The organism is Streptomyces sp. NPDC013317 (assembly GCF_055563155.1).
Genome location: NZ_JBVHDX010000004.1, coordinates 228,655 through 254,223 on the forward strand (window position 1 = coordinate 228,655; position 25,569 = coordinate 254,223).

Here is a 25,569-nt window from a genome sequence, read left to right on the forward strand (position 1 = left end):
CCGGTGCCGAGTCGGTACGAAGAGGGACGTGTGGGCGCGTACGACGCGGAACTGGGCACTCTCGTCGAGCGGGCGCAGCGCGGGGACGAGCACGCCTTCGCCCGGGTCTACCGTCTCGTCCACCCCGGGCTGCTCGGCTACCTACGGGGCCTGGTCGGCGAGGACGCCGAGGACGTGGCGTCCGAGGCCTGGCTGGAGATCGCCCGTGACCTCGGGCGGTTCCGCGGCGACGGGGCGGGTTTCCGCGGCTGGACCGCGGCGATCGCGCGTCACCGGGCGCTCGACCATCTGCGCCGGCAGCGGCGACGGCCCCGTACCTCCTTAATGGAGCAGGACGTGTGGGAGATGCCCGGCGGTCTCGACACCGCGGACGCCGTCCTGGAGAGGCTGTCGACGCAGGAGGCGCTCGCCCTGGTGCGCACGCTGCCGCGCGACCAGGCCGAGGCCGTGCTGCTGAGAGTGGTCGTCGGCCTGGACGGGCCGGCGACGGCCCGCGTCCTGGGCAAGCGCCCCGGCGCGGTCCGCACGGCGGGTCACCGGGGGTTGAGGAGACTGGCGGGACTGCTCGCCGCCGCGGAGCCGCCGCGAAGGCGGAAGGACGCGACATGACGCGCGAACCGGACGGGCTCGCCGCCGCGCCGAGCGCGGCGCTGCGCGCGAACAGGACGGTGCGGACACGAGCGAGGCCCGGGCGCGCGCGGCCTACCGGGCGGCACGGAGGCCGACGCGAACGTGGCGCGCCGCACCAGACGGCGGGACGACTGGCGTCCGGCGCCGGTACGGGGACGGTGCGCGGTTCCCTGCGGACCACCGCCTTCGGTGTGGCCGCGACGGTGCTGCTCGGCCGGTACGGGCCAGGCGACGTCCAGGGCGAGAAGGCGGCCCGGAGCAGCGGTGTCGACCACGGTGCGAACGGCCCGAGGACGAGAGGCCGGAAGCCCTGAGAACAGGGCGGAGAAAAGAAGACGACCGGGGCCGCCACCCCCCACAGGAGAGGCCCCGGTCGCCGTCCGCCGGAGCCGCAGCACGGCCCCGTACTCCCTTCAGCGCCGTGCATGCGTTTTCTGTCACACCACCGACCATGTCCCAAGTTGGTTGCAGGTTGCACAATCAGTGGACGAACGTGGACGGGGCGCCGGACGAGGACGTAGCGTGCTGATGCGTGCCGGATGGTGCGGCGGTGGTGACCAGCCGTGATGGACGAACAGGGTGTGGGGTGCTGGGGGAGGACGCGGAGCTGACGGCCGCGCTGCTCGCTGCGCAGAACGGGGACGAAGACGCCTTCCGTACTGTGTACCGCGCCGTGCACCCACGGCTTTTCGGCTATCTGCGCTCACTCGTCGGCGACGCCGACGCGGAGGACGTCGCCTCCGAGTCCTGGCTCCAGATAGCCCGCGACCTCGACCGTTTCAGCGGGGACGCCGACCGGTTCCGCGGCTGGGCGGCCCGCATCGCCCGCAACCGGGCGCTCGACCACATCCGGATGCGGGGCAGGCGCCCCGCGAGCAGTGGCGACGAGACCGAACTCACCGACAAGCCCGCCGACTCCGATACCGCGGACGAGGCACTGGAAGCCCTGACCACCGGCGACACCATGCATCTGATCGCCCAACTTCCGCAGGACCAGGCCGAGGCCGTCGTGCTGCGGGTCGTGGTCGGCCTGGACGCCAAGAGCGCCGCCGACACCCTGGGCAAGCGCCCCGGCGCGGTCCGCACCGCCGCGCACCGCGGCCTCAAGCGGCTCGCCGAACTCCTCGGCGCCGACAGCGACGGCGGCCAGGCCTCCCTCGGCGGCGTACCCCCGCAGCGCGGTCGCAGACCGGGGGCTCCGGCCCCCGGTGGTGTGACGCAATCGCGCCCGCGGACGCAGAAGGACATGTGATGGCCGACGAGTACCACCCCTGGCTCGACCAGGACGCCGCGGAGCGGTTGCTGCGCGGTGAGCCGGTCGACGCCGTCGACGATCACGCGCGCGCCGAGGCGATGCGGCTGGCCCAGGCCCTCGCGGCGGCCCGCCCGTCCCCCCTCGCCCCGATGGTGGAGGCGGAACTCCCCGGGGAGGCCGCCGCCCTGGCCGCCTTCCGGCAGGCCAGGGCCGAGCGCGGCCTCGACGCGGCCCCGTCGGACTTCGCCCCCACCGGCGCCGAACTCGGCGCGGTACGGATCGGCAGGTCCCCCTCCGCCCGGCGCTGGGGCCGCTCGCTGCGGTACGGACTGGCCGCCGCGGTCGCCGCCGTGGCGGTCGGCGGGGTCGCCGTCGCCTCCGGCACGGGCCTGCTGCCCTTCACGGCGGACCGCCCGGCTCCCGCCGGTTCCGTGTCGGCGGTGGACACGCCGGCGCCGATCGCCTCGGACGACTCCGCGGAGCGCCCGGACGTCCCGGAGGCATCGGGCTCCGCGGAGCCCGGCGTCACCACGGGTACGCCCTCGGCGCCCCCCACCGTCGACGGAGCCGCGCCGGACACCGCCACGTCGACGCCCGCCCCTCCGGCCACGGCCGGAAGCGGCGGTACGGGAGGCGAGGGCGGCGGGGACGACGCCACCCCGAAGCCGGAGAACAGCACGGGCGGCCCGTCGGACAAGGACGGCGCGGACTTCAGCGCCAAGATCGTCAACGCCTGCAAGGAGTACCGGGCCGGCCGCCTCGACGACACCGCCAAGAGGCGGCTGGAGAAGTCCGCGCGAGGCGGCGAGACCGTACGGCGCTTCTGCGACCGTGTCCTCGGCGGCGGCTCGGCCGGCGGCGACGGTGGCGGGGGCGACGACGACCCGTCCGGCGAGGGCGAACGAGCGGGTTCGGCCGAGCGCACCGACGACTGGGGCGGTGGCGGGAACTCCCGTACCTCCGACTCGGGCACCGGTCACGCCCAGGGGTCCGCTCCCAGCCCGGACCCCGCCCCGGTCCGCATCGACCTCCGCGCCCCGGTACCGGCCGAAACCCTGGCCCCGCGACCGGTCACGGACGCCCGGGACCGCACGGGAAACCTCGTCCCGGTCCTGGTCGGCGACCTCGTGACGAACCAGGTGTGACACTTTTCGGCCCGTCGGCGCAGTACTGAGTGAGCCGACTGGTCATCGGCCGCGCGTGAGCCGAGGTTCCCCCCGTACCTCCGGCTCCGCGCACACGGCGCGGGTGGGACACGTTCCCCCGGTCCCACCCGCGCCTCTCTCACTTCGCCCCGCTTCCGGTGCCTACCAGTGCACGACGACCTTGTCGCCGACCTTCACCTGGTCGAAGAGGGTCGCGAGCTTCGCCCGGTCCCTGACGTTCACGCAGCCGTGCGAGCCGCCGTTGTAGCCGCGGGCCGCGAAGTCCGCCGAGTAGTGCACCGCCTGGCCGCGGCTGAAGTACATCGAGTACGGCATCGGCGTGTGGTAGAGCTTCGACCAGTCGTCGCGGACCTTGCGGTCGACGTTGAAGACGCCCTCGCGGGTCGGGGTGTTCTCCGAACCGAAGCGGACGTCCATCGACGAGACGACCTTGCCGTCGATCATCCAGGCCAGCGTGCGGGTCTCCTTGCTGATGCAGAGCACGCGCCCGGTCATGCAGCGCGGGTCCGGCGTGTCCAGGGCGTTGGACGTGGACGGCTTCAGCTCGTCGGAGGTCGGCTTGCGGGTCATCCCGACCAGCCGCTGCCAGGTGACCTCGTCCACCGAACCGGTCTGCGGCAGCTCCCGCTTCTTCTGGAAGGCCGAGACCCCCTTGCCGGTGATCGAGCCGTAGAAGCCGGTGGGCGCGCGGTCGAAGTAGCCGATCTGCCGCAGCCGCGCCTGGAGCTCCCGCACCTGCTTGCTCTCGTCGCCGTCCTTCATCAGGACCTTGCCGACGGGCTGGGCGGAGGTGGGTGTGGAGCCGGGCGTGGGGGAGGACGGCTTGTCGTCCGTCGTCGGCGTGGCGCTCGGGGAGTCCGAGGCCGGCGCCGGGGTGGTGGGCGCGGCCGAGGAGGAGCTCGACGGCCCGCTCGTCGCGGGTGTGCTGCCACCGCCCGCCGCCTGGGCCGTACAGCCGGTGGCGATCGCCACCACGGCCGCGGCCATGAGTGCTCTGCGTATGACGGACGAACGGCGCATCGGTGCCCCCCCGGGATCAGGTCTGTGTACCTATTGGATGCTTCCCGCGCGCGCTTGGTTGCGCACCCGGCGCATCCGCGGAGCATCCTGGTGAGGAGGTCCCAGCGGACGGCGTTCGATCGGGAGGCACATCAGATGGCGCGCGAGTCGGAGTCCGGGCTGCCGATCGAGCCGGTGTACGGGCCGGGTGCGTTGGAGGGGTGGGATCCGGCGGAGAAGCTGGGTGAGCCGGGTGCGTATCCGTTCACGCGGGGTGTGTATCCGTCGATGTACACGGGTCGCCCATGGACGATGCGGCAGTACGCGGGTTTCGGTACGGCGGTGGAGTCGAACGCCCGGTACAAGCAGCTGATCGCGAACGGTACGACGGGTCTGTCGGTGGCGTTCGATCTGCCGACGCAGATGGGGCATGACTCCGATGCCCCGATCGCGCACGGCGAGGTCGGGAAGGTGGGTGTGGCGGTCGATTCGATCGACGACATGCGGGTGCTGTTCGACGGGATTCCGCTGGACCAGGTGTCGACGTCGATGACGATCAACGCGCCGGCCGCGCTCCTGCTGCTTCTGTACCAGCTGGTGGGGGAGGAGCAGGGGGTGCCGGCGGGGAAGCTGACGGGCACGATCCAGAACGATGTGCTGAAGGAGTACATCGCCCGGGGCACCTACATCTTCCCGCCGAAGCCTTCGCTGCGTCTGATCGCGGACATCTTCAAGTACTGCCGGTCGGAGATTCCGCGGTGGAACACGATCTCGATCTCGGGCTATCACATGGCGGAGGCGGGTGCGTCGCCCGCGCAGGAGATCGCGTTCACGCTCGCGGACGGTATCGAGTACGTCCGCACGGCGGTGGCCGCCGGCATGGACGTCGACGACTTCGCCCCACGCCTTTCGTTCTTCTTCGTCGCGCGGACGACGATTCTGGAGGAGGTGGCGAAGTTCCGGGCGGCGCGGCGGATCTGGGCGCGGGTGATGCGCGAGGAGTTCGGCGCCCGGGACCCCAAGTCGCTGATGCTGCGTTTCCACACCCAGACCGCCGGGGTGCAGCTCACCGCCCAGCAGCCCGAGGTGAACCTGGTCCGGGTCGCCGTACAGGGCCTGGCGGCCGTCCTCGGCGGTACGCAGTCGTTGCACACGAACTCCTTCGACGAGGCGATCGCGCTGCCGACGGACAAGTCGGCGCGGCTCGCGCTGCGGACGCAGCAGGTCCTCGCCTACGAGACGGACGTCACCGCGACGGTGGACCCGTTCGCCGGGTCGTACGTCGTGGAGAGGCTGACGGACGACGTGGAGGCGGCGGCGCTGGAGCTGATGCGGAAGGTCGAGGACCTGGGCGGCGCGGTGAGCGCGATCGAGCGCGGTTTCCAGAAGGGGGAGATCGAGCGGTCGGCGTACCGGATCGCGCAGGAGACCGACAGCGGTGAGCGGGTGGTGGTGGGGGTGAACCGGTTCACGGTGGAGGTGGAGGAGCCGTACGAGCCGCTGCGGGTGGATCCGGCGATCGAGGCGCAGCAGGCGGAGCGGCTGGCCAGGCTGCGTGCGGAGCGGGACCAGGAGGCGGTGGACGCGGCGCTGGCCGGGCTGCGGAAGGCGGCGGAGGGCACGGACAACGTGCTCTACCCGATGAAGGACGCTCTCCGGGCACGGGCCACGGTCGGCGAGGTCTGCGACGCACTCCGCGACATCTGGGGCAGGCACATTCCGACGGACGCGTTCTGAGCCGCGCGTCCTGAGCCCCCGCGCGCCCGGCCGGCGCGTGGAGTGACCCTCCGCGCCTGGTCACCGCGTGTTTCGACCCTCCCCGGCCCCTGATCTTCCGCGATACGAAACACCCGCGCGGAGTGTCGTACCCCCGTGCGACACTCCGTCCATGCTGGGTGTCACCGATCTTCCGACCTATCTCGTGGGCCTCGTCCTCATCATCCTTCTGCCGGGGCCGAACTCGCTCTACGTGCTGTCCGTCGCCGCCCGCAAGGGCACCCGGACCGGGTACAAGGCCGCCGCCGGCGTCTTCACCGGTGACGCGATCCTGATGACGCTGGCCGCGCTCGGCGCGGCCTCGCTGCTCCAGACCACGCCCCTGCTCTTCATGATCGTGAAGTACGCGGGCGCGGGCTACCTGGCGTGGATGGCGTACGGGATGATGCGCTCGGCCTGGGAGATGTGGCGCTCGCGCGGGGAGGCCGCTGTCGAGGAGAACGAGCAGGCCCACGCGGCGCCGGGGGAGAACCCGTACCGGAGGGCGCTGATCATCAGCCTCTTCAACCCGAAGGCGATCCTCTTCCTCATCTCGTTCTTCGTGCAGTTCGTGGACCCCGCGTACGCCTACCCGGCCCTCTCCTTCCTGGTGCTCGGCACGCTGCTGGAGATCGGCAGCTTCCTCTACCTGACGATGCTGATATTCGGCGGGACCCGGCTCGCCACCGCGTTCCGGCGCCGTCGGCGGCTCTCGGCCGGGGCGACGTCCGCCGCGGGCGCGCTCTTCCTCGGCTTCGCCGCGAAGCTCTCCCTCAGCAGCGCCGCTTGACCCTCACACCGTGTGAGGCCGTGTCGTAGGAGTCGTCATGTTCACCATCGGAGACTTCGCCCGGCACGGGCGGGTGTCGGTCCGCATGCTGCGCCACTACGACGCCATCGGACTGCTGCGCCCGGCCCACGTCGACCCGCACAGCGGCTACCGCTTCTACCAGGCGGACCAGCTCGCCCGCCTCAACCGCGTCATCGCGCTCAAGGAGCTCGGCTTCACCCTCGAACAGGTGGGGTCGATCCTCGACGAGCAGGTCGGCGCGGAGGAGCTGCGCGGCATGCTGCGGCTGCGCCAGGCAGAGCTGGAGACGGCCCTGGCGGAGGCGGCGGGTCGGCTGGCCCAGGTCGGCGCGCGGCTCCGAGCCATCGAGAGCGAGGGGCACATGCCCACGCAGGACGTCGTGATCAAGAGCATTCCGCCGGTACGGCTCGCCGAGCTGAGCGGCGTGGCAGGCGGCTTCGGTCCGGGCCAGATCGGCCCGGTCATCCAGCCGCTGTACGAGACGCTGTGCGCGCGCCTGGAGGCGGCTGGCGTCACGGGGTTCGGCCCCGGGATCGCGTACTACGAGGACGCGGGGCGGGGCGACGGCTCGGTCGTCGTCCACGCGGGGATGACGCTCCCCGCGGGCACCGAGGAGGTGGCGGGCGTCGACGTCGTCGTGCTGCCCGGCCTGGACGAGGCGGCGACGGTCGTCCACCGGGGTCCGATGGAGGACCTCCTGCCCACGGTCCAGACCCTGGCCACCTGGATCGACGCCAACGGCTACCGCTCGACCGGCTACTCCCGCGAGCTGTACCTGGAATGCCCGGACGACCGTACGAAGTGGGTGACGGAACTCCAGGAGCCGGTCACCCGCGCCTGACGCGGCAGCGACCGACGGAGAACGGCTGCGACCGGCGGCGACCGACGGAGAAGGGGGCCCGCCCGGACACGCGTCCGGGCGGGCCCCCTTCTCACTTCGCCAGCGCCCGCTTCAGTTTCAGGGCGCGGCGGGCGAGGCGGCGCACCTTGGGATGGCGGGGCACCGGGATGCCGCCCGGGAGGCCCAGGACGGTGAGGCGGCGGCGCTTGAAGTAGTGCCGCGTCCCCTCCGCGAGCGGGCCCGACAGGTGTCGTACCGCCGAGCCCCGCAGGTCCGGACGGATCTTGGGCTGCATCGCGAAGCCGACCGCCGCGACCAGTCCCGCGAGCGCCTCCGCGTCCCAGGGCGTGGCCGGCGCGGTGTCGTCCTCCAGGTCGGGGACGAGCGCGTCCACCAGGGTCGCCGGGATGCGGTTGCTGTTCTGGAACGGCGTCAGCCTCTCCAGGAGCGTCCGCGTGCCGACCCGGGCCACCGGGATCCCGTAGAAGGCGTGCGCCGTCATCAGGGCCGTCGAGAAGCAGCCCACCACCAGCGCGGGGCGCTGCTCCCGGTACACCACCTCGGCCAGCACCGGCCGGTCGAGGACGGTGAGTTCGGCGCCCAGTGCCTCCGCCTCCCGTGCCAGCCGCCGGGTCCAGGCGTCCGGCGCCGTGGGGTGCGGCTTGAAGACGAGCCGCCGGTGGCCGCGCGCGATCGCGCCGCGCACCATGCGTACGTGCAGCTCCTCCTCCTCTGCCGGGGTGAGCAGCGAGAGCGCCGCGAGGTACTGGCCGAGCAGCAGCGCCGGGCCCTCCTCGTCGGCGGCGGGACCGGCCGTGTCCGCCAGTTCGGCGACCACCTTGGTGAAGGCCTCCGTGGGGACCACCTCGGACACGGGGCCGAACTCGCCCAGCAGCAGGGGCGCGAGCCCGGGCACCAGGTCCAGGTGGAGAAGCCGCCGCACCCGCTCGCCGACCAGCGGGTCGATCTTGTTGCGGGTCGGGCCGTAGCTCATCAGCCCGTCGGCGTACACGTCGAGCCGCGCCTCCGGGAACAGCCGGGCGATCGTCAGCGCCGGCGCCACCTGCACCGACTCCAGGGCGATCTCGATCCGGTCGTCGCCGAGGTCCCACAGCCGCCGCAGATGACGTTCGAGCATCGGTACGTCGTCCCCGCGGGGCGACCAGCCGGCCGGGTGGAGCGGCGAGATGGCCTCGTTCCAGGACAGCACCGTGTCGAAGCGGCCGCGCAGCCGCTCGAATCCGGGCATCTCGTCGAGGGCCGGGGTGGTCTCGGGCACCGCCGCGTTGTTGCCGACGAGCAGGAGCCGCCGGTCGGCCGGGCCGAAGCAGCCGCTGTCCAGGGCGGCGGCCAGCGTCGTCGCGCCGTACAGGGTGGACGCGTAGAAGATCTGGGTGGTCCTCACGCGGCGGCCCCCGCGCCCTGGTCGAGGGAGGCCGCGCGGCGCCGGCGCAGCTTGCGCACGACGCCCGCCCGCTCCTCGTCCATCGAGGACAACACCTCGTCGAGCACGTCCTGCGGCATGCGCCGCAGCGCTCCCGCACTCATCGAGCGCAATTTCTTCGCCACCGCCGGTTCGAATCGTTCAATGGAGGAGACGTGGTGCGAAATGAGCGCGCAATAGGTACGGACGGCTTTCGGAAGAAGCCGGTCCGCATCCACGTCGTCGGCCGTTTCCTCGATCACCTGGTCGAAGGCCCGGATGAAATCGAGTTGGCGGATATCGCCGATCTGCGTGAGCGAGGTGGAGACACCGCGCCGGTAGAAGATTCCCAGTGTGCTCACCGCGGCGAAGGAGTCGGCCTCGCGGTGCAGCTTCCAGATCCACGGCCGGTCCTCCGCCGTCCGCAGGCCCGGGGTGAAGTGGAGCAGCCCGCGGTCGAGCAGCCGCCGGTGGTACATCCCCGCCCAGGCGTAGGGATAGTCGACCGAGGTCGTCCGGTGGGCCGGCAGGATCGCGTCCCTGGGGCGCAGCAGCTCGTTACGCCGGGCGATCGGGGCCCGGCGCACGGACCGGCTCCGGTCGGTGTTCACCACGTGGTCGGTGCGGAGGAAGTCGCAGTCCAGCTCGTCCATGGCCGTGACCAGCCGGGACAGGTGCCCCCGCGCGAGCCAGTCGTCGCCGTCGAGGAACGCGAGGTAGCGCCCTCGGGCGGCGTCGAGTCCGGTGTTGCGCGCGGTGGCGAGACCCTCGTTCTTCTCGTGCCGGAGCAGAACGGCCCCCGGGATGTCGCGCGCGGCCCGTTCGAGGATCTCCGGCGTCCCGTCCGTCGAGCAGTCGTCGACGAGAAGGAACTCGAAGTCCTCGCGGGCGTTCGCGCGCAGGCTTGTCAGGGTGTCTGGGGCATATGTCTGCACGTTGTAGAACGGCACGACGACGGAGAGCTTGACCACCCGGCCGACGCTAGGCGCCGCCCCGGCATTCGTTCTGACCGGCAGAGGGATGTTCGGTGAACACGAAGAGGCGGGGGGCTTAACCACCCCCGATCCCGGCCGTTTTCAGCGTGCGGAGAGGCTCTGTTCACCGTTTGTTGTGGCTCAGTTGGGCCAGCACACGAAATGCGTCTCTAGCGTCCTCGACGTGCCATCACGTACCCATGAACGAGTACGCGTCGCCGTACTCGCCGACTCCGACACCCGGTGGAAATGGGGCGCCCTCACCGCGCGCCGCATCACGGCTGCCGAACCCACCGGTTTCGTCCTGCGCGGCCGGGCGACCCCCACCGCGCGACAGCTCGCCGAGACCGGGGTGTCCACCACACCCCCGCGCGAGGTGACGGGCGCGGAGTTCCTTCGTGAGGTACGGGACGGGGAGTACGACCTCGTCGTCCTCTCGCTCGTCGGCGGCACGGTCCGCGCGGTCCTCCAGGGGATCGCCGACCTGGGCCTGGAGCGCCGCCCGGTGATCGTCACCGGCTATGTCGGAGTCGTCTACGAGAAGCTCGCCGACGGTCTCCTGCTGCGCCACGGCGCGGACGTCGTCCTCGCCAACTCCCGTCATGACGCCGAGCGTTTCCGCGCCGTGTACGAAGGGGTGGGCGCCGACGCCTCGTCGGTGGTGGAGGCGGCGCTGCCGTTCCTCGGCGGTGCGCCCTACGCCTCCGAGCCCGGCCGGGACACCCTCGTCTTCGCCGCCCAGCCGTCCGTGCCGGTCACCCGTGCCGACCGCGCCTACCTGCTCCGCAGGCTCGTCGAGCACGCCCGGCTGCATCCGGGGCGGGAGGTGCTGCTCAAGCTCCGCTCCAAGCCGGGCGAGCACACGACGCACCTGGAGGAGCTGCCGTACCAGAAGCTGGTGCGCGACCTGGACACCCCGCCCAACTTCCGTCTGGTGTACGGGCACATGGGCGAGGTGCTGGACCGCACCGACCTGCTGGTCACCGTCTCCTCGACGGCCGCGCTCGAAGCGCTGCACCGGCGGATCCCCACGGCGATCCTCACCGACATGGGCGTGCGCGAGGTCCTCGGCAACCACCACTTCATCGGATCGGGGCTGCTGACCTCCTTCGACCGGCTCGACGCGGACGTCCGCCCGAAGCCGGACGAGGAGTGGCTCGCCCGCCAGGGCGTCGCCGCTGGGGGTCCCCCCACGCCGCAAGGCGTAGGGGGAGGCGGCTACGAGAAGGCCTTCGACGCCGCCCGCGCGCGGGTCGCCGAACTGCTCGACGGGCCGCCGCCGCCCCCGATCACCCCCTACTACACGGCGGAGACGGCTCCGGGGTACCTGCCCGGGATCCTCGCCCGCCACCGCCTCGACGCGACGGCGCCGGCGACCCGCGACAGCGGGCTGCGCCGGATCGTCCGGGAGGCGGCGCGGGGCGCGTACCGCCACGGCGTCCAGCGCGTGGCCCCCGTCATCCGCCGGCTTGGAGAACTCTGATGACCACGACCGTGCTTGCCGTCATCCCGGCGCGGGGCGGTTCCAAAGGCGTCCCCGCCAAGAACCTCGCCCCGGTCGCGGGCGTCCCGCTGGTCTCCCGCGCGGTCCGCGCCTGCCTCGGCGCCCCTCTGGTGACCGATGTCGTCGTCTCCACGGACGACGCGGCGATCGCCTCGGCCGCCCGCGCGGCCGGCGCGGAGGCGATCCACCGCCCGGCGTCGATCGCCGGCGACACGGCCACCAGCGAGTCGGCGGTCCTGCACGCGATGGACGCCTTCGAGGCGACGAGCGGGCGCCGCGCCGACGTGATCCTCCTCGTCCAGTGCACGAGCCCCTTCATCACGGCGGCCGAGGTCAACGGGACCGTCGAGCGGATCGTCGAGGGCGGCGCGGACACGGCCTTCACCGCCGCCCCGACCCACGGCTTCCTCTGGCGGGAGACCTCCGAGACCGGGACCGGCGGGGAGGGCTCCGGTGCCTACGGCGTCAACCACGACAAGGCGCACCGCCCCCGCAGGCAGGACCGCGAGGCCGAGTACCTGGAGACCGGCGCCGTCTACGCGATGGCCGCCGAGGGCTTCCGTACCCACAAGCACCGCTTCTTCGGCCACACCGCGCTCGTCGTCACCGACCCCGCCAGGGTCCTGGAGATCGACGACCCGCACGATCTCGCCCGCGCCCGCGCGCTCGCGCCGCTGCTCGACACCCCCATCACCCCCGGCTTCGACGACATCGACGCCGTGGTCCTCGACTTCGACGGCACGCAGACCGACGACCGGGTCCATCTCGACTCCGAGGGACACGAGTTCGTGTCGGCACACCGGGGCGACGGCCTCGGCATCGCGGCCCTGCGCCGCGCGGGCATGCCGGTCCTGATCCTCTCGACCGAGCAGAACGCCGTCGTCGCCGCCCGCGCCCGCAAGCTGAGGATCCCCGTCCTGCACGGCATCGACCGCAAGGACCTCGCCCTCAAGCAGTGGTGCGAGGAACAGGGCGTCGACCCGCAGCGCGTCCTCTACGCCGGCAACGACGTCAACGACCTCCCGTGCTTCCACCTCGTCGGCTGGCCCGTCGCGGTGGCGAGCGCGCACGACTCCGTACGGGCCGCCGCCCGTGCGGTGACCCTCACCCCCGGTGGCTCCGGAGCCGTCCGCGAGATCGCGGCCTGGCTTCTCGGGCCCGAGCTCCACACCCCCAACTCCTAAGGAACACCAGAACCATGAGCAACCGTCTCCGCACGTTCGGCAGCAAGACCGCGGGCCCCGGCCGGCCCGTCTACGTCACCGGTGAGATCGGCATCAACCACAACGGCGACCTCGAGAACGCGATCGCGCTCATCGACGTGGCCGCCGAGGCCGGCTGCGACGCCGTGAAATTCCAGAAGCGCACGCCCGAGATCTGCACCCCGCGCGACCAGTGGGACATCGAGCGGGACACCCCCTGGGGCCGCATGACCTACATCGACTACCGCCACCGCGTGGAGTTCGGCGAGGACGAGTACCGCGCCATCGACGAGCACTGCAAGAAGCGCGGGATCGACTGGTTCGCCTCCCCGTGGGACACCGAGGCCGTCACCTTCCTGGAGAAGTTCGACGTCCCCGCGCACAAGGTCGCCTCCGCCTCCCTCACGGACGACGAACTGCTCCGCTCGCTGCGCGCCACCGGCCGTACGGTCATCCTCTCGACCGGCATGTCGACGCCGAAGCAGATCCGTCACGCGGTCGAGGTCCTGGGCAGCGACAACATCCTGCTCTGCCACGCCACGTCGACGTACCCGGCCAAGGCCGAGGAGCTCAACCTCAACGTGATCAACACGCTGAAGGAGGAGTACCCGAACGTCCCGATCGGCTACTCCGGCCACGAGACGGGCCTCCAGACCACGCTGGCCGCCGTCGCCCTCGGCGCCTCGTTCGTCGAGCGTCACATCACCCTCGACCGTGCCATGTGGGGCTCCGACCAGGCCGCTTCGGTCGAGCCGCAGGGCCTGCAGCGTCTGGTCCGCGACATCCGCACGATCGAGACCGCGCTCGGTGACGGCATCAAGAAGGTCTACGAGTCGGAGCTCGGCCCGATGAAGAAGCTCCGCCGGGTCCAGGGGTCTGTCGCCGCATGACCGGCCAGCTGGCGTTCGTCGAGAGCCCGGTCCAGCTCCTGAACGTCCTGGAGTGGGCACACGCCCAGTCCCTCGCCGTCGGGGGCACGACCGCCCCCGACGGCCGGGGGGCCGCGATACTCGCGCCCTCCCACGACGGCCCGCCCCGTGACGGGCAGGGCTCCTCGGTCGCCGGCGCGCTCGCCGGTGCCGTCGTGGGGCAGGCCGACGACGGCCCGGGCCTCTCGACCGCCGGCTCCGGCGACAGCCCCGGCCCCCAGGGCCCGGACACCGACGACAGCGCGGTCTCCACGCCCGTGGTGCCCGCACGGGCGGACACCGACGACAGCGCGGTCTCCACGCCCGTGGTGCCCGCACGGTCCGGGCTCACGCTCGTCGTGCTCTCGCCGACCGACCCGATGTCGCGCGGCCAGCTGCGCCGGATGGCCCAGCTGGCCCGCGACGACGGGTTCACCGTGCACTGGCAGGAGGCCCGCGGCTCCCGCGGCTCCCTCGCCCGGACGCTGCGCGAACTCGCCCCGCTGCTGCGGTCGGCCGAGCGCGTGATCGTCGGGGACCCGTTCTCCCGTTACGTGCAGCTGCTGCTCACGCTCTTCGCCCCCAAGCGTCTGACCGTCGTCGACGACGGCACCGCCACCATGGAGTACGCGGCCCAACTGGCCCGTGGTGAGCGCCTGGTCCGCTGGCACCGGCGCGGCAGCCGGGGGGCCCGCGAGCTGGTGCTCGCGCCGGTGACCGCCGCCGCCCGCCGCAAGCTCGCCCCGACCCAGCGCCGTACCGTCGAGATCTTCACCTCGCTCCCGGTCGAGCCGCCGCCCGGCACGACCGTCACCCAGAACACGTTCGCCTGGACCCGGTCACGCTTCGGCCCGCCCCGGCTCACCAAGGGCGCGGACCTCGTCGGCACCTCGCTGGTCGAGACCGGCGTGGTCGACCCCGACCAGTACGCCGCCGTCGTCGCCGAGCTGGCCCGCACCCACGGCGCCACCCGCTACTTCGCCCACCGCCGCGAGGCGACCGAGAAGCTGCACCGGATCGCGGTGGAGACCGGTCTGGAGATCGTCCGGCCCGACCTGCCGCTGGAGCTGATCGCCCGGCGCGGCCCGATCGGCCGTACGGTGGTCAGCTTTCCCTCGACCGTCGTCCACACCCTGCCGCTGGCCCTGGCCGGCACGGGGGTCAAGGTCGCCGTCTGCGAGATCGCACCGGAGTGGCTCAAGGAGAACGCCTCCCCCAGGGCCCATGGTTTCCTGGCCGGAGTCGCGGGCACGGCGGCGCATGAGGTCGACCGGCTGACCGCGCAGGCGGCCCAGGCCGCCCCGACCCCACAACGACTCGAATTCGGGTGAGCTTACCCACAAGGGATGGTCGTCAAGCCTGGTAAACCGAGATTCTTTCCCCTATCGGGCTGAACTTTTCGTGATCAACGGGCAGTTGATCTCTGAAGGGGCCTACCCTTCAAAAGGTGAACCAGTTGAAGTCCCGTGAGCCCGGCTCCGTCGCTCTGCCCGGAACGCTGTCCGCGCCGCTGCGCGCCGAACTGATCGCGTTCCGCCGCGACTTGCACATGCACCCCGAGCTCGGCAACCAGGAGTTCCGGACGACCGCGGCCGTGAAGGCCCGCCTGGAGGCCGCGGGGCTCGCGCCGAAGGTCCTCCCGGCGGGCACGGGCCTGGTGTGCGACATCGGCACCTGGAACCGCACGCGCCCCATGCTGGCGATCCGCGCCGACCTCGACGCGCTGCCGATCCCGGACGTCAAGACCGTCGCGTACCGCTCCACCGTGCCCAACCGGGCCCACGCGTGTGGACACGATGTCCACACCACCACGGTGCTCGGCGCCGGGCTCGTCCTCGCCGAGCTCGACCGGCAGGGGCTGCTCCCCAACGCCGTACGGCTGATCTTCCAGCCCGCCGAGGAGGTCCTGCCCGGCGGCGCCGCCGACGCCATCGAGTACGGCGTCCTGGACGGGGTCGGCCGGATCGTCGCCGTGCACTGCGACCCGAAGGTGGACGCCGGCCGGATCGGTCTGCGCCCCGGCCCCATCACCTCCGCGTGCGACCGCCTCGAAGTCACCCTGGACGGCCCCGGCGGCCACACGGCCCGCCCGCACCTCACGACGGACCTGGTCACGGCCGCCGCCCGGATCGCCGTCGACGTCCCGGCCCTGCTCGCCCGCCGGGTGGACGCCCGCTCGGGCCTCGCGGTCACCTGGGGCCGTATCGAGGCCGGCCACGCCTGCAACGTCATCCCGCAGCACGCCGAGCTCTCCGGCACGGTCCGCTGCCTCGACCTGCCCGCCTGGCGCGACGCCCCCGACCTGATCCACGCGGCGATCGACGAGATCGCGACCCTCCACCGCGCCAAGTCGACGATCAACTACGTCCGCGGAGTCCCCCCGGTCGTCAACGACCCGGTTGTCACCGAGCTGCTCCGGGACGCCATGACCGCCCGCAGGGGAGCGGAGCAGGTCGAGGACACCGAGCAGAGCCTCGGTGGCGAGGACTTCTCCTGGTACCTGGAGCACGTCCCCGGCGCGATGGCCCGGCTGGGCGTCCGTACCCCGGGCGACACGACACGCCGGGACCTGCACGCGGGCGACTTCGACGTGGACGAGCGGGCCATCGCTGTGGGCGTCGAGTTCTTCACCGCGGCGGCCCTGCTGGACGGCGCACCGCGGCTCTGACGCGCCGGAGCACGGTTCATCCGGTCGGCCCAGCGGCCGACGCGCGTTCGGCCCAGCGGTCCGCGCGCCGCCGCGCGGGCCCGGGTCGAACGCGCGCACCAGCGTGTATAACCGGTCGTGCCGGGGCGGACGCCCTCGGTCGTCCTTCTGGCCGGTTCGCGACGATCCGATAACGACTCATGAACGGGTCTTTAACTGACATCTACGCGCGTTACGATCCACGCGAAACCAGCGCCGGAAGAGGCGCTTTCGGTCAGTCTCGAAGGGACCCTCCTCTTGCGCCGGGTATCCAAGATCGTTTCCGCGTCCGCAGTGACCGCGGCCCTTGCTCTCACCGCCACCGCTTGCGGTGAGTCGTCCACCGAGTCCGGATCCGACTCGGACACCATCAAGGTCGGCATGGCGTACGACGTCGGCGGCCGTGGTGACAACTCGTTCAACGACTCCGCCGCCCGTGGCCTCGACAAGGCCAAGGCCGACCTGGGTGTCGAGACCAAGGAGCTCACCGCCAAGACCGGTGAGACCCCGGCCGACCGCGAGCAGCGCCTCACCTCGCTGGCCGAGGGTGGCTTCAACCCGGTCATCGGTGTCGGCTTCGCCTACAAGGACGCCATCGACAAGGTCGCCGCGAAGTTCCCGAAGACCACCTTCGGCCTCGTCGACTCGGTCTCCGACGTGAAGAACGTCGACTCGATCGTCTTCACCGAGGAGCAGGGCTCGTACCTCGCCGGTGTCGCGGCCGCGCTGAAGTCCAAGGACGGCAAGATCGGCTTCATCGGCGGTGTCGACACCCCGCTGATCAAGAAGTTCGCCGCCGGCTTCCAGCAGGGTGTCAAGGACACCAAGCCGGACGCCTCGGTCACCATCCAGTACCTGTCCACCGGTACGGACTTCTCCGGCTTCGGCGCCCCGGACAAGGGCAAGGCCGCCGCCAAGGGCATGCTCGACAAGGGCATCGACGTCATCTACGCCGCTGCGGGCGGCTCGGGTGCCGGTGCCATCGAGGCCGTCGCCGCCAAGCCGGGCACCTGGGCGATCGGCGTCGACTCGGACCAGGCCAAGGACCCGGCCCTGTCCAAGTACGCCGGCTCGATCATGACCTCGATGGTCAAGAACGTCGACACGGGCGTCTTCGAGCTCATCAAGTCCGTCCAGGACGGCAAGCCGTCGACCGGCACGCACGTCTACTCGCTGGCCGAGAACGGCGTCTCGCTGACCACCACCGGTGGCCACCTCGAGGACATCCAGCCCAAGCTGGACGAGGCCAAGAAGAAGATCATCGACGGCCAGATCAAGGTCAACACGACCCTCTGACCTCCGTCGGACAGGGGCCCGGAGAGCGGCTTCGGCCGACACTCCGGGCCCCCTTCACACGTCTGCCCGCGGGCAGTTGAACGATTTTCCAAAAGCTACGCGCGTAGCGTGCGCCGTACAGGGTATTTTTCGCCACCGACAGCGCCTGCGCACCGCCTCATCCCCTCCTCACGCTCCCTGCCTAGGAGAGTGCGTCATCAAAGCCTCCAGCCCCAGCAGTCCCAACGCCGTAGAACTCCGCGGCATCACCAAGCGTTTCCCCGGAGTCGTGGCCAACCACGACATCGACATCACCGTGCGCCGCGGCACCGTGCACGCCCTCGTGGGCGAGAACGGCGCGGGCAAGTCGACCCTGATGAAGATCCTTTACGGCATGCAGAAGCCGGACGAGGGCACCATCACGGTCGACGGCGAGCTGGTGACGTTCAACAGCCCCGGCGATGCCATCACCCGCGGTGTCGGCATGGTGCACCAGCACTTCATGCTGGCGGACAACCTCACCGTCCTCGAGAACGTCGTCCTCGGCTCCGAGAAGCTGTACGGCATCGGCGACAAGGCCCGCGCCAAGATCAAGGAGATCTCCGGCGCGTACGGCCTCGGTGTCCGTCCCGACGTGCTCGTCGAGGACCTCGGTGTGGCCGACCGTCAGCGCGTGGAGATCCTCAAGGTCCTCTACCGCGGTGCCCGCACCCTGATCCTCGACGAGCCGACCGCCGTGCTCGTCCCGCAGGAGGTCGACGCGCTCTTCGACAACCTGCGCGAGCTCAAGGCGGAGGGCCTGACGGTCATCTTCATCTCGCACAAGCTGGGCGAGGTCCTGTCCGTCGCCGACGAGATCACCGTCATCCGCCGCGGCACCACGGTGGGCACCGCCGACCCGAAGCACACCACGACCAAGCAGCTCGCCGAGCTGATGGTCGGCGCCGAGCTGCCCTCGCCGGAGACCCGCGAGTCGACGGTCACGGACGTGCCGATGCTGACGGTCGAGCACCTGACCCTCGTCGACCAGGGCTACACCTCGACGAAGCAGGCCGGGCGGCACACGTCCGCCAGCCTCTTCGTCGACCAGCTCAAGAGCGAGGGCGCGCGTCTCGTCCTCAACGACATCTCGTTCACGATCCACAAGGGCGAAGTCCTCGGCATCGCCGGTGTCGAAGGCAACGGCCAGTCCGAGCTCGTCGACGCACTCATGGGAATGCGCCAGCCCGAGGTCGGCGTCATCACCCTCGACGGCGCCGACATCTCGTCCGCCCCGACGCGCAAGCGGCGAGAGGACGGCATCGGCTGCATCCCCGAGGACCGCCACCGGCACGGTCTGCTCCTGGAGGCCCCCCTCTGGGAGAACCGCATCCTCGGCCACGTCACCGAGAAGCCCAACTCCAAGGGCGCCATCCTCGACCTCAAGGCCGCCCGCAAGGACACCGAGCGGATCGTCCGCGAGTACGACGTCCGTACCCCCGGCATCGAGGTCACCGCGGCCTCCCTCTCCGGCGGCAACCAGCAGAAGCTGATCGTCGGCCGCGAGATGAGCCACGACCCGAAGCTGCTGATCGCCGCCCACCCCACCCGGGGCGTGGACGTCGGCGCGCAGGCGCAGATCTGGGACCAGATCCGCGCGGCGCGCCGGGAGGGCCTCGCGGTCCTGCTGATCTCGGCCGACCTGGACGAGCTGATCGGCCTCTCCGACACCCTGCGCGTGATGTACCGCGGGCGTCTGGTGGCCGACGCCGACCCGGCGACCATCACCCCGGAGGAGTTGGGCTCGGCCATGACCGGCGCCGCCGCCGGCCACCTTGAGCACCCTGAGAGCCCTGAGGGCACCGACGGCCCGGAGGACGAGGCCCGATGAAGAAGTTCGACAAGGAGCGGTTGCTCCTGGGCATCGCGGCCCCCGTGCTCGCGATCGTCGCCGCCTTCCTGATCACCGCCCTGGTGCTCGCGGCGACCGGCAAGGAGCCGTTCAGCGCCTTCGGGATCATGTTCGACTACGGCATCAAGTCGGACAGCCAGGTCTACATCATCAACAAGGCGACGACGTACTACCTGGCGGGCATCGCGGTGGCCATCGGCTTCCGCATGAACCTGTTCAACATCGGTGTCGACGGCCAGTACCGTCTCGCGGCCTTCTTCGCCGCCGCCGTCGGCGGGGCGCTGACCCTGCCGGGCATCGTCCAGATCCCGCTGATCATCATCACCGCGATGATCGTCGGTGCCATGTGGGCCGGCATCGCCGGTGTCCTCAAGACCACGCGGGGCGTCAGCGAGGTCGTCTCGACGATCATGCTGAACTTCATCGCGACGGCGATCATCGGCTACCTGCTGCAGCCCGGCCGCCTCGGCCACCTGGACGCGGCCGGCACCAAGGTCGCGACGACCCCGCTGCCGGAGTCCTCGCGCTTCTTCGAGTTCCCGACCACGCCGACCCCGGTCTACGGCTTCGTCGTCGTCGCGGTCATCGCGGGCCTCGGGTACTGGTTCACGCTCTCCCGCACCCGCTTCGGCTTCGACCTGCGCACCGTCGGCCAGTCCGACACGGCGGCCGCTGCCTCCGGCGTCAACGTCAAGCGGATGGTCGTCACCTCCATGCTGATCTCCGGCGCCATGGCCGGTCTGATCGGTATGCCGACGTTGCTCAACGACAGTTACGAGTTCGGCGGCGACTTCCCCGTCGGCATCGGCTTCACCGGTATCGCCATCGCCCTGCTGGGCCGCAACCACCCGATCGGCATCGCGCTCGCCGCGATCCTCTGGGGCTTCCTCGAGCGCGGCGGCCAGCAGCTGGAGTTCGAGGACTACGACCGGGAGATCGTCGGCGTCATGCAGGGCGTCATCGTCCTCTGCGTCGTCATCGCCTACGAACTCGTCCGCCGCTACGGCCTCAAGCGCCAGCAGCGTCAGGTCGGCGAGAAGCTCGCGGCCCAGGCCCGTTCCAACAACTCGACGGAGGTGTCGGCGTGACCGCCACGGCGACTTCCACCCCGCCGCCCGCCGCGCCCAAGGCGGCCGGTGGCAAGGGCGGCCGCACCCGCCTCTCCCTTCCCTGGATCCTGCTGATCGTCGCGGGCGGGCTCGTCGCCCTCTCCGCCGTCCGGGCCATCACCGGCGCGCAGGACCTCACCTCGGCCGGCCAGATCGGCGCCGCGCTCTCGCTCGCCGTGCCGATCGGCCTCGCCGGTCTCGGCGGTCTGTGGGCCGAGCGCGCGGGCGTGGTCAACATCGGCCTCGAAGGCATGATGATCCTCGGCACCTTCTTCGGTGCCTGGGCCGGCTGGCAGACCAGCCCCTGGCTCGGCATCCTCGCCGGCATCCTGGGCGGCATGCTCGGCGGTCTGCTGCACGCGGTCGCCACGGTCACCTTCGGCGTCGACCACATCATCTCCGGTATCGCGATCAACATCCTGGCGGTCGGCTTCACCACCTACTTCGCCAAGCTGTGGTTCAACACCGGGGAGGCGGCCACGAAGGGCGGCAGCCCCAAGCAGTCCCCGCCGGCCGAGGAGATCACCTCGGTGACGATCCCGGGCCTGTCGGACTGGCTGGCCGACATCGAGAAGCACCACTGGTTCCTGATCTCGGACATCGCCGGCATCCTCGGCGGCCTGGTCACCAACGTCTCGGTGGTCACGATCATCGCCGTCCTGCTGGTGATCGGCACGTTCTTCGTGCTGTGGAAGACCTCGTTCGGTCTGCGCCTGCGTTCCTGCGGTGAGAACCCGATCGCCGCCGAGTCCCTCGGCGTCAACGTCTACAAGTACAAGTACATCGCCGTGATCGTCTCCGGCGGCATGGCCGGTCTCGGCGGTGCCTTCCTGTCGCTGGTCACCTCGCACATCTACAACGAGGGCCAGACCGGTGGCCGTGGCTACATCGGCCTCGCGGCGATGATCTTCGGCAACTGGCGGCCGGGCGGCCTGGCGATGGGCGCGGGCCTGTTCGGCTTCGCCGACGCGCTCCAGCTGCGCAGCGGCGGCGAGTCCGTGCACGCGCTGCTCCTGCTGCTCTTCGCGGTGCTCGTCGCGATCGCGGCCTGGAAGGCGTACAAGAAGCGCTGGATCACCTCCTCGATCGCCATCGTCATCGGCGTCGGCGTGTTCATCTGGTACCTCGGTACGGAGACGGTCCCGGTCGAGTTCGTCAGCGCCACGCCGTACGTGGTGACCCTGCTGGTGCTGTCGCTCTCCGCCCAGCGCCTGCGGATGCCCAAGGCGGACGGCATGCGCTACCGCAAGGGCGAGGGCAAGTGACGCCCAGCGCCCCGGCACCCGACTGGGAGCTGCTGCGGGTGACGGCCCGGGACGCCATGTCCCGTGCCTACGCCCCGTACTCCGGCTTCCCGGTCGGCGCCGCCGCGCTCGTCGACGACGGGCGCGTGGTCTCCGGCTGCAACGTGGAGAACGCCTCGTACGGCATCGGGCTGTGCGCGGAGTGCGGGCTCGTCTCGCAGCTCCAGGCCACCGGCGGCGGCCGGCTGACCCACTTCGTCTGTGTGGACGGCCAGGGCGAGTCCCTGGTGCCCTGTGGGCGGTGCCGGCAGTTGCTGTACGAGTTCGGCGGCCCCGAGCTCCTCCTGGAGACCCCGGCCGGGTTCGTCACCCTCGCCGAGATGCTCCCGCAGGCCTTCGGCCCCGACCACCTCGCGAAGTAAGACCGCGGAGCGGCCCTTCCGGCACGATGGGAAGGGCCGCTCCTCCTTTCCCCCTCTATGCGCGTAGAAAGAGGCACCACCATGGACGTCATCTCCGTCATCCGCACCAAGCGGGACAAGGGCGAGCTGAGCCCGGAGCAGATCGACTGGGTCATCGACGCCTACACCCGCGGCGAGGTCGCCGACGAGCAGATGTCCGCCCTGGCCATGGCCATCCTGCTCAACGGAATGAACCGCACGGAGATCGCCCGCTGGACCGCCGCGATGATCGCGAGCGGCGAGCGCATGGACTTCTCCTCGCTCTCCCGCCCGACCTCCGACAAGCACTCCACGGGCGGTGTCGGCGACAAGATCACCCTGCCGCTCGCCCCGCTGGTCGCCGCCTGCGGCGCGGCCGTGCCGCAGCTGTCCGGCCGGGGCCTCGGCCACACCGGCGGCACGCTGGACAAGCTGGAGTCGATCCCCGGCTGGCGCGCGCTGCTCTCCAACGAGGAGATGCTGCACGTCCTGGACACGACCGGCGCGGTGATCTGCGCGGCGGGCGACGGCCTGGCGCCGGCGGACAAGAAGCTCTACGCGCTGCGCGACGTCACCGGCACGGTGGAGGCCATCCCGCTGATCGCCTCCTCGATCATGTCGAAGAAGATCGCCGAGGGCACGGGCTCGCTGGTCCTGGACGTGAAGGTCGGCTCCGGCGCGTTCATGAAGAACCTCGCGGACGCCCGTGAACTGGCCTCCACGATGGTCGGCCTCGGCACGGACAGCGGTGTGAAGACGGTCGCGCTGCTCACCGACATGTCGACGCCGCTCGGTCTGACCGCCGGCAACGCCCTGGAGGTCCGCGAGTCGGTCGAGGTCCTGGCGGGCGGCGGCCCGGCGGACGTCGTCGAGCTGACGATCGCGCTGGCGCGCGAGATGCTCGACGCGGCCGGGATCACGGACGCGGACCCGGCGAAGGCGCTTGCGGACGGCTCGGCGATGGACGTCTGGCGCCGGATGATCGCGGCGCAGGGCGGCGACCCGGACGCGACCCTCCCGGTCGCCCGCGAGCAGCACGTCGTGACCGCGGCCTCGTCGGGCGTCCTGACCCGCCTCGACGCGTACGACATCGGCATCGCCGCCTGGCGCCTCGGCGCCGGCCGGGCCCGCAAGGAGGACCCGGTCCAGGCGGGCGCGGGCGTGGAGCTCCACGCCAAGCCGGGCGACACGGTCACGGCGGGCCAGCCCCTGCTGACGCTCCACACGGACACGCCGGAGAAGTTCGACTACGCCCTGAAGTCCCTGGACGCCGCCTGGGACATCGCGGCGGAGGGCACGGCGTTCACCCCGAACCCGATCGTCCTGGACCGCATCGCCTGAGGGACATGCCTCTGACACCGTCGGGGGAACGGGGCCGGTGCGCCGCACCGGCCCCGTTCGCCTGCCCGGGCCGCCCTCAGACCCGTGCTTCGCGGAGCAGCCTCGGCAGCTCGCCCATGTCGTCGAAGACCACCGTCCCCACGCCCGCCAGCCGGTCTCCGCGGGTCAGGCCTCCGCAGTAGCCGAAGGCCGCCATCCGCGCCGCGCGGGCCGCCTGGACGCCGTACGGGCTGTCCTCGACCACCGCGCAGCGCTCCGGGCTGACGCCCATGGAAGCCGCCGCGTGGAGGAAGAGATCGGGGGCGGGCTTGCCGCGCGCGACATCGCGAGCGCTGAAGATCCGGCCCTCGAAGCGCTCCAGCAGGCCCACCCGCGTGAGATTCCGGCGGATCGCGGCATGGCTGCCGTTCGACGCCAGACAGAAGGGCACGTCCAGCGCGTCGAGCACGCCCGTGACGCCCTCGACCACCGTCAGCTCCGCGTCCAGGGCCTCGTCGTACAGGTGCCTGTACGCCCGGTGCCAGTCCGGCTCCAGGCGCCGACCGAGCCGCTCCTCCACGATGGCCGTGAGCATCTCGCTGGACGAGCCGACGAAGTGGTCGACGACCTCGGCCTCCGTGAACTCCGCGCCGAGCGCGGCGAAGACCTCGCGATCGACCCGGCAGTAGATCCGTTCGCTGTCCACGAGGACGCCGTCGCAGTCGAAGATCACCAATTCCACCATGGGCCGCAGCCTAGGCGGCCGATGAGTTCCGGCCGTCGCGCGGGTCTCCCTGGTGTGGACACCAGTCGACCGCTCGTACTGACCCTCGCCCCCCGGGCCACCTCCGACGAGGTCGCCCGGCTGTGCGCCGTGCTCGAAGGGGTGCCGCCCACCGACGTGATCTGCGAGGTCGGCGGGCTGACACACACCGACCTCGCCGCCGTGGACGCCCTCGCCAGGCTGAAGCTCACCGCCGGGCGCCTCGGGCACCGGATCGCCTTCCGGGGAGCCGGCGGGGAGCTGCGGCTGCTCCTCGACCTGGTCGGGCTCGCCGACGTCCTTGACGGGGGCTGAGGGGCGGGTGCCTACGCCGGGAGCCGCTCCGGGAGGTCGAAGAGCGGGAACCACCGCTTGGTGTCCAGGAAGAAGTCCATCCCGCCGACCTTGCCGTCCCGCACCTCCAGGACGATCAGGGCCCATGGGCTGTACCCGCCCTCCGGGTCCGGGTGGTAGTGCGCGAACGCCGGGGAGCCGTTCGCCACGGTCGGCACCAGCTTGGAGCCGCGGCAGACGTCGCCGACCCCGAGCATCCAGCCCACGATGTCGTCGTGGCCGCGCAGCCACAGGTCGTACGGCGGCATGGACATCGTCGCGTCTTCGTGGAGGAGCGCGGTGAGCGCCTTCATGTCGTACCCCTCGAAGGCCGCGACATAGCGCTCCAGGAGCTGCTTCTGCTCCTCGTCCAGGGGGTCCGCCGCGTCCGAGACCGTCGGCTCGTTCTCGGCGATGGTGGCGCGCGCCCGCTGCAGCGCGCTGTTGACCGAGGCGACGGAGGTGTCGAGCAGCTCGGCGACCTCGCTCGCCTTCCAGGCCAGCACCTCGCGCAGGATCAGCACGGCCCGCTGCTTCGGCGGCAGGTGCTGCAGGGCGGCGACGAAGGCGAGGCGGACGGTCTCACGGGATACGGCGGTCTCGGCCGGGTCGGCCACGGACGGCAGCACCCGGCCGTCCGGGATCGGCTCCAGCCAGGTGATCTCCGGCCGGGCGTTCAGCTGAGCCTGGGCGACCGGCGTGGCGGCCGTCAGGTCCATGGGCCTGGCCCGCTTGTTCCCCGCGTTGAGCGAGTCCAGGCAGACGTTCGTCGCGATGCGGTAGAGCCAGGAGCGCAGCGACGAGCGCCCTTCGAAGGTGTCGAACGAGCGCCAGGCGCGGACCATCGTGTCCTGCACGGCGTCCTCGGCCTCGAAGGACGAGCCGAGCATCCGGTAGCAGTAACCGGTCAGCTCCGTACGGTACTTCTCCAGCTCGGAGTTCCGGTCCGCGGTTGCCAGGTCACTCATGAACGTCCACCCCAGTCGCCCCTCATCGGCACCGGTGCTGTGCCGATGAGGGGAAGCTACCGCAGCCCACTG

General features: G+C 71.4%; 24 protein-coding genes. 19 read left to right on the forward strand and 5 right to left on the reverse strand.

Annotated elements, in window-relative coordinates:
- Positions 1-30: 30 nt before the first annotated feature.
- The 4 genes from ACZ3IJ_RS13710 to ACZ3IJ_RS13725 all read left to right on the forward strand — a co-directional run bounded on the left by ACZ3IJ_RS13710 (position 31) and on the right by ACZ3IJ_RS13725 (position 3,030).
- Positions 31-609, forward strand: a complete 579-nt coding sequence (locus ACZ3IJ_RS13710; protein WP_467467883.1) for an RNA polymerase sigma factor — start codon at positions 31-33, stop codon at positions 607-609.
- A complete protein-coding gene (locus ACZ3IJ_RS13715) occupies positions 606-944 on the forward strand; it encodes a hypothetical protein (RefSeq protein ID WP_467467884.1) in 339 nt (112 codons plus the stop codon). The genes ACZ3IJ_RS13710 and ACZ3IJ_RS13715 overlap by 4 nt, the downstream gene beginning before the upstream one ends.
- Positions 945-1,216: 272 nt before the next feature.
- Positions 1,217-1,882, forward strand: coding sequence for an RNA polymerase sigma factor (locus ACZ3IJ_RS13720; protein WP_467467886.1), 666 nt, complete (start codon positions 1,217-1,219; stop codon positions 1,880-1,882).
- On the forward strand, positions 1,882-3,030 hold the full coding sequence (locus ACZ3IJ_RS13725; protein WP_467467888.1) for a hypothetical protein: 1,149 nt from the start codon (positions 1,882-1,884) through the stop codon (positions 3,028-3,030). Before ACZ3IJ_RS13720 ends, ACZ3IJ_RS13725 begins: the two co-directional genes overlap by 1 nt.
- A gap of 162 nt (positions 3,031-3,192) precedes the next feature.
- Here ACZ3IJ_RS13725 and ACZ3IJ_RS13730 read toward each other — a convergent pair whose 3' ends face one another.
- Positions 3,193-4,038, reverse strand: a complete 846-nt coding sequence (locus ACZ3IJ_RS13730; RefSeq protein ID WP_467467890.1) for a L,D-transpeptidase family protein — start codon at positions 4,036-4,038, stop codon at positions 3,193-3,195.
- Positions 4,039-4,206: 168 nt separating this feature from the next.
- On the opposite strand from ACZ3IJ_RS13730, the gene ACZ3IJ_RS13735 reads away from it, so the two are divergent.
- From ACZ3IJ_RS13735 to ACZ3IJ_RS13745, 3 genes are all read left to right on the forward strand, one after another.
- Positions 4,207-5,787 (forward strand): acyl-CoA mutase large subunit family protein, encoded by a 1,581-nt coding sequence (locus ACZ3IJ_RS13735; RefSeq protein ID WP_467467892.1) that lies wholly within the window; start codon positions 4,207-4,209, stop codon positions 5,785-5,787.
- A gap of 151 nt (positions 5,788-5,938) precedes the next feature.
- Entirely contained in the window at positions 5,939-6,595 is a 657-nt protein-coding gene (gene leuE, locus ACZ3IJ_RS13740; RefSeq protein ID WP_467467894.1) for a leucine efflux protein LeuE, read from the forward strand.
- Between the two features lie 37 nt (positions 6,596-6,632).
- On the forward strand, positions 6,633-7,457 hold the full coding sequence (locus tag ACZ3IJ_RS13745; RefSeq protein WP_391798849.1) for a MerR family transcriptional regulator: 825 nt from the start codon (positions 6,633-6,635) through the stop codon (positions 7,455-7,457).
- Between the two features lie 91 nt (positions 7,458-7,548).
- On the opposite strand, the gene ACZ3IJ_RS13750 is transcribed toward ACZ3IJ_RS13745, so the two are convergent.
- On the reverse strand, positions 7,549-8,862 hold the full coding sequence (locus ACZ3IJ_RS13750; RefSeq protein WP_467467896.1) for an alpha-2,8-polysialyltransferase family protein: 1,314 nt from the start codon (positions 8,860-8,862) through the stop codon (positions 7,549-7,551).
- Positions 8,859-9,851: a glycosyltransferase family 2 protein gene (locus ACZ3IJ_RS13755; RefSeq protein ID WP_467467898.1), complete on the reverse strand. Its 993-nt coding sequence runs from the start codon at positions 9,849-9,851 to the stop codon at positions 8,859-8,861. Before ACZ3IJ_RS13755 ends, ACZ3IJ_RS13750 begins: the two co-directional genes overlap by 4 nt.
- Before the next feature lie 187 nt (positions 9,852-10,038).
- Here ACZ3IJ_RS13755 and ACZ3IJ_RS13760 point away from each other — a divergent pair, with 187 nt between their 5' ends.
- The 11 genes from ACZ3IJ_RS13760 (at position 10,039) to ACZ3IJ_RS13810 (ending at position 23,454) form a co-directional block, all read left to right on the forward strand.
- Entirely contained in the window at positions 10,039-11,337 is a 1,299-nt protein-coding gene (locus tag ACZ3IJ_RS13760; protein WP_467467900.1) for a DUF6716 putative glycosyltransferase, read from the forward strand.
- Positions 11,337-12,542: a cytidylyltransferase domain-containing protein gene (locus ACZ3IJ_RS13765; RefSeq protein WP_467467901.1), complete on the forward strand. Its 1,206-nt coding sequence runs from the start codon at positions 11,337-11,339 to the stop codon at positions 12,540-12,542. The genes ACZ3IJ_RS13760 and ACZ3IJ_RS13765 overlap by 1 nt, the downstream gene beginning before the upstream one ends.
- Positions 12,543-12,556: 14 nt before the next feature.
- Positions 12,557-13,450: an N-acetylneuraminate synthase family protein gene (locus ACZ3IJ_RS13770; RefSeq protein WP_467467903.1), complete on the forward strand. Its 894-nt coding sequence runs from the start codon at positions 12,557-12,559 to the stop codon at positions 13,448-13,450.
- A gap of 8 nt (positions 13,451-13,458) precedes the next feature.
- Positions 13,459-14,799 carry a hypothetical protein gene (locus ACZ3IJ_RS13775; protein WP_467468394.1) on the forward strand — a complete coding sequence of 447 codons (1,341 nt, stop codon included), beginning with the start codon at positions 13,459-13,461 and terminating at the stop codon, positions 14,797-14,799.
- Positions 14,800-14,915: 116 nt separating this feature from the next.
- Positions 14,916-16,136: an amidohydrolase gene (locus ACZ3IJ_RS13780; protein ID WP_467467905.1), complete on the forward strand. Its 1,221-nt coding sequence runs from the start codon at positions 14,916-14,918 to the stop codon at positions 16,134-16,136.
- 276 nt (positions 16,137-16,412) lie between these two features.
- The gene (locus tag ACZ3IJ_RS13785) at positions 16,413-17,450 is read left to right on the forward strand and encodes a BMP family lipoprotein (protein ID WP_467467906.1); all 1,038 of its coding nucleotides are present in this window, start codon (positions 16,413-16,415) and stop codon (positions 17,448-17,450) included.
- Positions 17,451-17,646: 196 nt separating this feature from the next.
- Positions 17,647-19,299, forward strand: coding sequence for an ABC transporter ATP-binding protein (locus ACZ3IJ_RS13790; protein ID WP_467468396.1), 1,653 nt, complete (start codon positions 17,647-17,649; stop codon positions 19,297-19,299).
- A complete protein-coding gene (locus tag ACZ3IJ_RS13795; RefSeq protein WP_467467908.1) occupies positions 19,296-20,408 on the forward strand; it encodes an ABC transporter permease in 1,113 nt (370 codons plus the stop codon). The genes ACZ3IJ_RS13790 and ACZ3IJ_RS13795 overlap by 4 nt, the downstream gene beginning before the upstream one ends.
- Positions 20,405-21,694, forward strand: a complete 1,290-nt coding sequence (locus ACZ3IJ_RS13800) for an ABC transporter permease (protein WP_467467910.1) — start codon at positions 20,405-20,407, stop codon at positions 21,692-21,694. The genes ACZ3IJ_RS13795 and ACZ3IJ_RS13800 overlap by 4 nt, the downstream gene beginning before the upstream one ends.
- Positions 21,691-22,095, forward strand: a complete 405-nt coding sequence (locus ACZ3IJ_RS13805) for a cytidine deaminase (RefSeq protein WP_467467912.1) — start codon at positions 21,691-21,693, stop codon at positions 22,093-22,095. The genes ACZ3IJ_RS13800 and ACZ3IJ_RS13805 overlap by 4 nt, the downstream gene beginning before the upstream one ends.
- Before the next feature lie 81 nt (positions 22,096-22,176).
- Entirely contained in the window at positions 22,177-23,454 is a 1,278-nt protein-coding gene (locus ACZ3IJ_RS13810; RefSeq protein ID WP_467467914.1) for a thymidine phosphorylase, read from the forward strand.
- Between the two features lie 76 nt (positions 23,455-23,530).
- On the opposite strand, the gene ACZ3IJ_RS13815 is transcribed toward ACZ3IJ_RS13810, so the two are convergent.
- The gene (locus ACZ3IJ_RS13815; RefSeq protein ID WP_361442860.1) at positions 23,531-24,178 is read right to left on the reverse strand and encodes an HAD family hydrolase; all 648 of its coding nucleotides are present in this window, start codon (positions 24,176-24,178) and stop codon (positions 23,531-23,533) included.
- Between the two features lie 54 nt (positions 24,179-24,232).
- Here ACZ3IJ_RS13815 and ACZ3IJ_RS13820 point away from each other — a divergent pair, with 54 nt between their 5' ends.
- On the forward strand, positions 24,233-24,511 hold the full coding sequence (locus ACZ3IJ_RS13820) for an STAS domain-containing protein (RefSeq protein ID WP_467467916.1): 279 nt from the start codon (positions 24,233-24,235) through the stop codon (positions 24,509-24,511).
- An 11-nt stretch (positions 24,512-24,522) separates the two neighbouring features.
- Here ACZ3IJ_RS13820 and ACZ3IJ_RS13825 read toward each other — a convergent pair whose 3' ends face one another.
- Positions 24,523-25,497 (reverse strand): sigma-70 family RNA polymerase sigma factor, encoded by a 975-nt coding sequence (locus ACZ3IJ_RS13825; RefSeq protein WP_467467917.1) that lies wholly within the window; start codon positions 25,495-25,497, stop codon positions 24,523-24,525.
- Between the last annotated feature and the right edge of the window lie 72 nt (positions 25,498-25,569).

Coding starts and splice junctions, on each gene's coding strand:
- ACZ3IJ_RS13715 (WP_467467884.1), top strand. CDS start 606: ATGACGCGCGAACCGGACGGGCTCGCCGCCGCGCCGAGCGCGGCGCTG.
- ACZ3IJ_RS13725 (WP_467467888.1), top strand. CDS start 1,882: ATGGCCGACGAGTACCACCCCTGGCTCGACCAGGACGCCGCGGAGCGG.
- ACZ3IJ_RS13730 (WP_467467890.1), bottom strand. CDS start 4,038: ATGGCCGCGGCCGTGGTGGCGATCGCCACCGGCTGTACGGCCCAGGCG.
- ACZ3IJ_RS13735 (WP_467467892.1), top strand. CDS start 4,207: ATGGCGCGCGAGTCGGAGTCCGGGCTGCCGATCGAGCCGGTGTACGGG.
- leuE (WP_467467894.1), top strand. CDS start 5,939: ATGCTGGGTGTCACCGATCTTCCGACCTATCTCGTGGGCCTCGTCCTC.
- ACZ3IJ_RS13745 (WP_391798849.1), top strand. CDS start 6,633: ATGTTCACCATCGGAGACTTCGCCCGGCACGGGCGGGTGTCGGTCCGC.
- ACZ3IJ_RS13765 (WP_467467901.1), top strand. CDS start 11,337: ATGACCACGACCGTGCTTGCCGTCATCCCGGCGCGGGGCGGTTCCAAA.
- ACZ3IJ_RS13770 (WP_467467903.1), top strand. CDS start 12,557: ATGAGCAACCGTCTCCGCACGTTCGGCAGCAAGACCGCGGGCCCCGGC.
- ACZ3IJ_RS13795 (WP_467467908.1), top strand. CDS start 19,296: ATGAAGAAGTTCGACAAGGAGCGGTTGCTCCTGGGCATCGCGGCCCCC.
- ACZ3IJ_RS13810 (WP_467467914.1), top strand. CDS start 22,177: ATGGACGTCATCTCCGTCATCCGCACCAAGCGGGACAAGGGCGAGCTG.
- ACZ3IJ_RS13815 (WP_361442860.1), bottom strand. CDS start 24,178: ATGGTGGAATTGGTGATCTTCGACTGCGACGGCGTCCTCGTGGACAGC.
- ACZ3IJ_RS13825 (WP_467467917.1), bottom strand. CDS start 25,497: ATGAGTGACCTGGCAACCGCGGACCGGAACTCCGAGCTGGAGAAGTAC.